The 7569-nt window shown below is 54.6% G+C and carries 7 protein-coding genes; all 7 read left to right on the top strand.

Annotated elements, in window-relative coordinates; genetic code table 11:
• Positions 1-580: 580 nt before the first annotated feature.
• The 7 genes from rpmH to rsmG all read left to right on the top strand — a co-directional run bounded on the left by rpmH (position 581) and on the right by rsmG (position 7560).
• Positions 581-715, top strand: coding sequence for a 50S ribosomal protein L34 (rpmH, locus tag D3Z90_RS26715; RefSeq protein ID WP_002551315.1), 135 nt, complete (start codon positions 581-583; stop codon positions 713-715).
• A 13-nt stretch (positions 716-728) separates the two neighbouring features.
• On the top strand, positions 729-1133 hold the full coding sequence (rnpA, locus tag D3Z90_RS26710; RefSeq protein WP_045186563.1) for a ribonuclease P protein component: 405 nt from the start codon (positions 729-731) through the stop codon (positions 1131-1133).
• Positions 1126-1371, top strand: coding sequence for a membrane protein insertion efficiency factor YidD (gene yidD / locus D3Z90_RS26705; RefSeq protein ID WP_082071379.1), 246 nt, complete (start codon positions 1126-1128; stop codon positions 1369-1371). The genes rnpA and yidD overlap by 8 nt, the downstream gene beginning before the upstream one ends.
• Positions 1372-1373: 2 nt before the next feature.
• Positions 1374-3056: a membrane protein insertase YidC gene (gene yidC, locus D3Z90_RS26700; protein ID WP_136478853.1), complete on the top strand. Its 1683-nt coding sequence runs from the start codon at positions 1374-1376 to the stop codon at positions 3054-3056.
• 84 nt (positions 3057-3140) lie between these two features.
• Entirely contained in the window at positions 3141-4511 is a 1371-nt protein-coding gene (gene mnmE, locus D3Z90_RS26695; RefSeq protein ID WP_136478852.1) for a tRNA uridine-5-carboxymethylaminomethyl(34) synthesis GTPase MnmE, read from the top strand.
• 515 nt (positions 4512-5026) lie between these two features.
• Positions 5027-6919 carry a tRNA uridine-5-carboxymethylaminomethyl(34) synthesis enzyme MnmG gene (gene mnmG / locus D3Z90_RS26690; protein WP_136478851.1) on the top strand — a complete coding sequence of 631 codons (1893 nt, stop codon included), beginning with the start codon at positions 5027-5029 and terminating at the stop codon, positions 6917-6919.
• Positions 6916-7560, top strand: a complete 645-nt coding sequence (gene rsmG / locus D3Z90_RS26685) for a 16S rRNA (guanine(527)-N(7))-methyltransferase RsmG (RefSeq protein ID WP_136478850.1) — start codon at positions 6916-6918, stop codon at positions 7558-7560. The genes mnmG and rsmG overlap by 4 nt, the downstream gene beginning before the upstream one ends.
• The last annotated feature ends 9 nt before the right edge of the window (positions 7561-7569 follow it).

The raw sequence follows: 7569 nt of genomic DNA, 5'->3' as shown, positions 1-7569 counted from the left end.
GGATATCCCCTGAGTTGAAAGCCGGTGAGGCAAAAACAAGCGCCCATTGTACCGAGCACCAGCGCAGTTATCCACATGCACCTGCTACGAGCACAGCGATAAATCAGCAATTTAGTGGCAAAAATGACCCTTTGGCCTTGTGCATAAGCTCTGTGGATAACCGCACTTGAGGTCTATGCACAACTGGGGGTTGAAATCGGTGGATAACCGCCCTGTGGATAACAAGCTATTTAATCCACAGCTTTTCCGAGCCTACAGCACAGTAAAAACACCTCTTCTCGACAAGGTTTCAATTCCTTGTACATGACGTTTCACAAGGCCTGCAGCAATCTATCCACAGAAATGATCGGCTTAAGCTTTATAAGATTTACAGAAAAGCTTTAAATAATTCCTCTCTTTTTTTTTATGTTTAAGCGTTCGCAGGTTTAGTCCGTCCCCAGGCTCCACCGCAACGAAGAACTTTCCGTCTATAAGGAAAAGCTGGTTGGAAATTGACCTACGGCCGCGCTTTCTCTAGAATCGCCGGTCTCTTAAAACGGGGGCCATTCCGGCCCGTAGTCGACGAACCAGGTAACACGCCATGAAACGTACTTTCCAACCAAGCACCATCAAGCGCGCTCGCACTCACGGTTTCCGTGCTCGTATGGCCACCAAGAACGGTCGTGCCGTTCTGTCGCGTCGCCGTGCCAAAGGCCGTAAGCGCCTGGCAGTTTGATTTTTCGGCACTGGTGGTGAGTCAGGACTTCAGTCGGGAAAAGCGTCTGCTTATTCCCCGACACTTCAAAGCGGTCTTCGACTCCCCAACCGGCAAGGTTCCAGGGAAAAACCTCCTGCTCCTTGCTCGCGAGAACGGTCTGGATCATCCCCGTCTGGGGCTTGTGATCGGGAAAAAGAGCGTCAAGCTCTCCGTTCAACGCAATCGCCTGAAACGCCTGATGCGCGATTCGTTTCGCCTGAACCAGCACTTGCTTGCAGGTTGGGATATCGTGATCGTCGCGCGCAAAGGGTTGGGCGAGATTGAAAACCCAGAATTGCACCAACATTTTGGCAAGCTCTGGAAGCGCCTCGCACGTAGTCGGCCCGCTCCAGTGGTTAACACCGACTCTGTGGGGGTAGACAGTCAAGATGCGTAAACTGGCACTCGTTCCGATCCAGTTTTACCGCTATGCCATTAGTCCTCTGATGGCCAGTCACTGTCGTTTCTACCCCAGTTGCTCCTGCTACGCGTTAGAAGCCATCGAAAACCATGGTCTTTTACGTGGCGGGTGGCTTACCGTTCGTCGCCTGGGGCGTTGTCATCCGTGGAATGCCGGCGGTTTTGACCCGGTTCCGCCTGCTCCCTCTTCCCGTTCTTCTTCGATAGCCGAGTAATCATGGATATTAAACGCACGATCCTGATCGTCGCCCTGGCAATCGTGTCCTATGTCATGGTCCTTAACTGGAACCAGGACTACGGCCAAGCTGCCTTGCCGACTCAGAATACTGCTGCCAGCAACGTTGCCCCGGCGTTGCCGGATACCGCGCAGGCCGGAAACACTGGCGCCAGCGCCGATGTGCCGAGTGCCAACGCTGAATCCAGCCCTGCCGAACTGGCGCCAGTTGCCGTTAGCAAAGACCTGATTAGGGTCAAAACTGACGTACTCGACCTGGCTATCGATCCAAACGGTGGTGACATCGCCCAGTTGATGCTGCCCAAGTATCCGCGCCGCCAGGATCATCCAGACATTCCATTCCAGTTGTTCGATAACGGTGGTGAACGTACTTACCTGGCTCAAAGTGGCCTCACTGGCACCAATGGTCCGGATGCACGTTCGAGCGGTCGCCCGTTGTACGCTGCCGACAAGAAAAGTTATCAACTGGCTGATGGCCAGGATCAACTGGTAGTCGACCTCAAATTCAGCGATAACGGTGTCAACTACATCAAGCGCTTCAGTTTCAAGCGCGGCGAGTATGATCTGACCGTTACTTACCTGATCGATAACCAGAGCGCACAGCCTTGGACCGGTAATCTGTTTGCACAACTGAAGCGTGACGCCAGCTCGGATCCGTCTTCCAGCACTGCAACTGGTACTGCGACCTACCTGGGTGCTGCCCTGTGGACAAGTTCAGAACCCTACAAAAAAGTGTCGATGAAAGACATCGACAAGGGAAATCTGAAAGAAAATGTTACCGGTGGATGGGTAGCCTGGCTCCAGCACTACTTCGTTACTGCCTGGATTCCGAACAAGTCTGAAAACAATATCGTTCAGACGCGTAAAGACAGCCAAGGTAACTACATCATTGGTTTCACTGGCCCGGCGTTGAATGTTGCCGCTGGCGCTACCGGCGAAACCAGTGCCATGTTGTACGCAGGTCCTAAGATTCAGGACAAACTCAAAACGTTGTCCCCAGGCCTGGAACTGACTGTCGACTACGGCATTCTGTGGTTCATCGCCCAGCCAATCTTCTGGTTGCTGCAACATATCCACAACCTGCTCGGCAACTGGGGCTGGTCGATCATCGTCCTGACCATGCTGATCAAGCTGTTGTTTTTCCCACTGTCGGCTGCCAGCTACAAGTCGATGGCGCGCATGCGTGCCGTTGCACCAAAACTGGCCGCACTGAAAGAACAGCATGGCGATGATCGGCAGAAAATGTCGCAGGCCATGATGGAGCTGTACAAGAAAGAGAAGATCAACCCGTTGGGTGGCTGTCTGCCGATTCTAGTGCAGATGCCAGTCTTCCTTTCGCTGTATTGGGTACTGCTTGAAAGCGTCGAGATGCGTCAAGCACCTTGGATGTTCTGGATTACCGACCTGTCGATCAAGGATCCGTTCTTCATCCTGCCGATCATCATGGGCGCAACCATGTTCATCCAGCAGCAGCTGAACCCGACGCCTCCGGATCCGATGCAGGCCAAGGTAATGAAAATGATGCCTATCATCTTTACCTTCTTCTTCCTGTGGTTCCCTGCAGGTCTGGTGCTGTACTGGGTTGTGAACAACTGCTTGTCGATCGCGCAGCAGTGGTACATCACTCGCAGCATCGAGAAGGCTACAAAGAAAGCCGCTGCATAACGGGTTAGCCAGCTAACCTGTGGATAAACGCCCCCTCGTGGGGCGTTTTGCTATCTGTCGTTTTTTGTCGTGAGGCCTTCGAGCATGAATACTGTTCGTGAAACCATTGCCGCCATTGCTACCGCCCAGGGGCGTGGGGGCGTTGGAATCGTGCGACTCTCCGGACCTTTGGCGCAGCAAGCCGGGCTGGTCATCTGCGGAAAATCGCTGACTCCTCGGCATGCGCACTACGGACCGTTTCGCGCCGATGATGGCTTGATAATCGATGAAGGCATTGCTCTGTTTTTCCCTGGTCCGAACTCATTCACCGGCGAAGATGTATTGGAGTTGCAGGGACACGGCGGCCCTGTAGTGCTCGACATGCTCCTGCAGCGCTGTGTACAACTGGGATGTCGTCTGGCTCGTCCAGGGGAATTCAGCGAACGTGCGTTCCTCAATGACAAGCTCGACCTGGCTCAGGCCGAGGCGATTGCCGACTTGATCGAAGCCAGTTCTGCACAGGCTGCGCGCAATGCCTTGCGTTCATTGCAGGGTGAGTTTTCCCGTCGTGTGGATAACCTTACGGAAAAGCTGATCAGCTTGCGGATTTACGTCGAGGCGGCAATCGACTTCCCTGAAGAAGAAATCGATTTTCTTGCCGATGGCCATGTTCTGGGCATGCTCGATGATGTCCGTACCCACTTATCCACCGTACAGCGAGAGGCAGGGCAGGGGGCATTGCTGCGCGACGGCATGACTGTTGTGATCGCTGGCCGCCCCAACGCCGGTAAATCCAGCTTGCTTAACGTGCTGGCCGGTCGCGAGGCCGCCATTGTTACTGACATCGCCGGTACCACTCGGGATATTTTGCGCGAACATATCCACATTGATGGAATGCCGCTGCATGTCGTCGACACCGCAGGGTTGCGCAATACCGATGATCATGTGGAAAAGATCGGCGTCGAACGTGCGCTGAAGGCCATCACTGAAGCTGATCGAGTGCTCTTGGTAGTCGACTCGACGGCGCCCGAAGCAAGTGATCCTTTTGCCTTGTGGCCTGAATTTCTCGATCTGCGTCCAGATCCAGCAAAGGTCACGCTGATACGGAACAAGGCTGACTTGAGCGGTGAGCGCATCACGATGGAAAAAAGTGACGATGGCCACGTCACGATCACCTTGAGTGCCAAGGATTCCGACCAAGGGCTTGAGCTGCTGCGCGAGCACCTAAAGGCCTGCATGGGCTATGAACAAACCGCGGAGAGCAGCTTCAGCGCCCGCAGACGCCATTTGGAGGCACTGCGAAGGGCTAGCGCACACCTAGAACACGGACGTGCTCAATTGACCTTGGCAGGAGCCGGTGAACTGCTGGCAGAGGACCTGCGTCAGGCCCAGCAAGCGCTGGGCGAAATCACCGGAGCATTCAGCTCCGACGATTTGCTCGGGCGTATTTTCTCCAGCTTCTGCATCGGTAAATAATTTTCTTATCCACAGCCGGGTCCGCAATGGGCCTGGCCGCTGCGCTTTTTCCCACCTATTTCCCTTCCCATAGAGCTGCCTTCGGCACGACCTCTGCGCGTTCGCCTGTGCGCCTGACTTCAATTCGCATAAATAAGCCCTGTGGAAAACCTAGCCTCAGCTCCGTTGATAACTAGCCCTAAAAGCTGAAGATAACGACGCCTGTGGGTAAGTGACGTTTTAATCCACAGGCTTAAGACGCTTATCCAGAGTGCTCATGGTCGGTAGACCACAGGGTTATAAATCTCTGTACAGTACGAAAATAAAGGCTTGTAGATCTTTATCCACAGAAAATGTGCTCTATAGAAATAAACATAAAAACAAAGCTTTAATAAATTTCTCTCTTTTAATTTCTATTGCTCACCATTCATCCACAGCCTGGTTAAATTTTGTGCAAAAGGTTCCTTTAGAGGGGGGGAAGTCCCTATACTTGTGCGTTATCCCTATCTATTCCCGAAACAGGCACGAGGTGCGTGGTGGATTTCCCTTCCCGTTTTGAAGTGATCGTCATCGGCGGCGGCCATGCCGGTACCGAGGCTGCGCTTGCGTCTGCACGCATGGGCGTAAAAACCCTACTGCTGACCCACAACGTGGAAACCCTCGGTCATATGAGTTGCAACCCGGCCATTGGTGGTATCGGCAAAAGCCACCTGGTTAAGGAAATTGATGCGCTCGGCGGCGTCATGGCATTGGCCACTGACAAGAGCGGTATCCAATTCCGTGTTTTGAACAACCGTAAAGGCCCGGCTGTACGGGCTACACGCGCACAAACCGACCGCGCTATCTACAAGGCGGTGGTACGTGAAATTCTTGAGAACCAGCCCAACCTGTGGATATTTCAGCAGTCGTGCGATGACTTGATCGTCGAGCAGGACCAGGTACGCGGCGTGGTGACTCAGATGGGTCTGCGTTTCTTCGCTGATTCAGTAGTGCTGACGACCGGGACCTTCCTCGGTGGACTTATCCACATTGGATTGCAGAATTACTCCGGCGGTCGCGCGGGTGACCCGCCAGCGATTGCCCTGGCGCATCGCTTGCGCGAGCTTCCGTTACGTGTAGGCCGCCTGAAAACCGGTACGCCGCCGCGTATCGATGGCCGCTCTGTGGATTTCTCGGTGATGACTGAGCAACCTGGCGACACACCGATTCCAGTGATGTCTTTCATGGGCTCCAAGGAACAGCACCCACGTCAGGTCAGTTGCTGGATTACCCACACCAATGCCCGCACCCACGAAATCATTGCCTCGAACCTTGACCGTTCGCCGATGTACTCCGGGGTCATCGAAGGTATTGGCCCACGCTATTGCCCGTCGATCGAGGACAAGATCCATCGCTTTGCCGACAAGGAAAGCCATCAGGTGTTCATCGAGCCTGAAGGCCTGAATACCCACGAGCTTTACCCCAACGGAATATCCACATCACTGCCATTCGATGTGCAGTTGCAGATCGTCCGTTCGATCCGCGGTATGGAAAACGCCCACATCGTGCGCCCGGGCTATGCCATCGAATACGATTACTTCGATCCACGTGATCTGAAGTACAGCCTGGAAACCAAGGTTATTGGTGGGTTGTTCTTTGCCGGTCAAATCAATGGTACGACTGGCTACGAAGAGGCCGGTGCACAAGGTTTGCTGGCTGGAACCAACGCGGCACTGCGTGCTCAGGGCCGTGAAAGCTGGTGCCCACGTCGTGACGAGGCGTATATCGGTGTGCTGGTCGACGACCTGATTACTCTGGGTACCCAGGAACCGTACCGAATGTTCACTTCGCGTGCCGAATATCGGTTGATCCTGCGCGAGGACAACGCTGATTTGCGCCTGACCGAAAAAGGTCGTGAGCTTGGTCTGGTCGATGATCAACGTTGGGCTGCCTTCAGCGCCAAGCGCGAGGGCATTGCCCTGGAAGAGCAGCGACTGAAATCGACCTGGGTTCGTCCAGACACCGCACAGGGGCAAGCGATTGCTGAGAAGTTCGGCACGCCGTTGAGCCATGAGTACAACTTGCTCAACCTGCTGACCCGCCCGGAAATCGACTACGCTGGCCTGATGGAGGTGACGGGTGGCAGCGATGTCGACCCGCAAGTCGCCGAGCAAGTTGAAATCAAGACCAAGTACGCCGGTTATATCGACCGGCAACAGGAAGAAATCGCCCGCTTGCGTGCCAGTGAAGACACCCGCCTGCCCGACGATATCGATTACAGCGGTATTTCCGGTCTATCCAAGGAAATTCAGAGCAAGCTCGGTCAAACCCGGCCTGAAACTTTGGGTCAGGCATCGCGTATTCCTGGTGTAACCCCGGCAGCAATCTCCCTGTTGCTGATTCATCTGAAAAAACGCGGCGCAAGCCGTGAGTTGGAGCAAAGCGCTTGAGTTCTCAGGTCACCCCTCAACACGCTGAAGAGTTGTCCACAGGTGCCCGCCAACTCGGCGTCGAGTTGAGCGAAACGCATCACGCGCAACTGCTGGCTTACCTGGCCCTGCTGATCAAGTGGAACAAGGCATACAACCTGACCGCCGTGCGCGATCCGGACGAGATGGTTTCTCGGCATCTGTTGGACAGTTTGAGCGTCATGCCATTTATCCACAGCGAGCGCTGGCTCGACGTTGGCAGCGGCGGCGGGATGCCCGGTATTCCGCTGGCTATCCTGCATCCGGACAAACAAGTCACGGTTCTGGATAGCAATGGCAAGAAGACTCGCTTCCTGACCCAGGTGAAACTGGAGCTGAAGTTGGACAACCTCACAGTTATCCACAGCCGGGTCGAAGCGTTTCAACCGACGATGCCTTTCACTGGAATTGTTTCTCGTGCTTTCAGCAGCATGGAGAACTTTACCAACTGGACTCGGCACCTTGGCGATGCGCAGACGCAGTGGTTGGCAATGAAAGGGCTGCATCCTGCCGATGAGCTGGTAGCATTGCCGGCAGATTTCAGAGTAGATAGCGAGCAGGCCTTGACCGTACCGGGTTGCCAAGGCCAGCGCCATCTGCTGATACTGCGCCGCACGGCATGATTGGGAACA

It is taken from the genome of Pseudomonas sp. DG56-2, assembly GCF_004803755.1.
Classification (GTDB): Bacteria; Pseudomonadota; Gammaproteobacteria; order Pseudomonadales; family Pseudomonadaceae; genus Aquipseudomonas; species Aquipseudomonas auratipiscis.
Note: the sequence above shows the minus strand (reverse complement) of the source record. Positions and strands in the feature narration are given on the sequence as shown.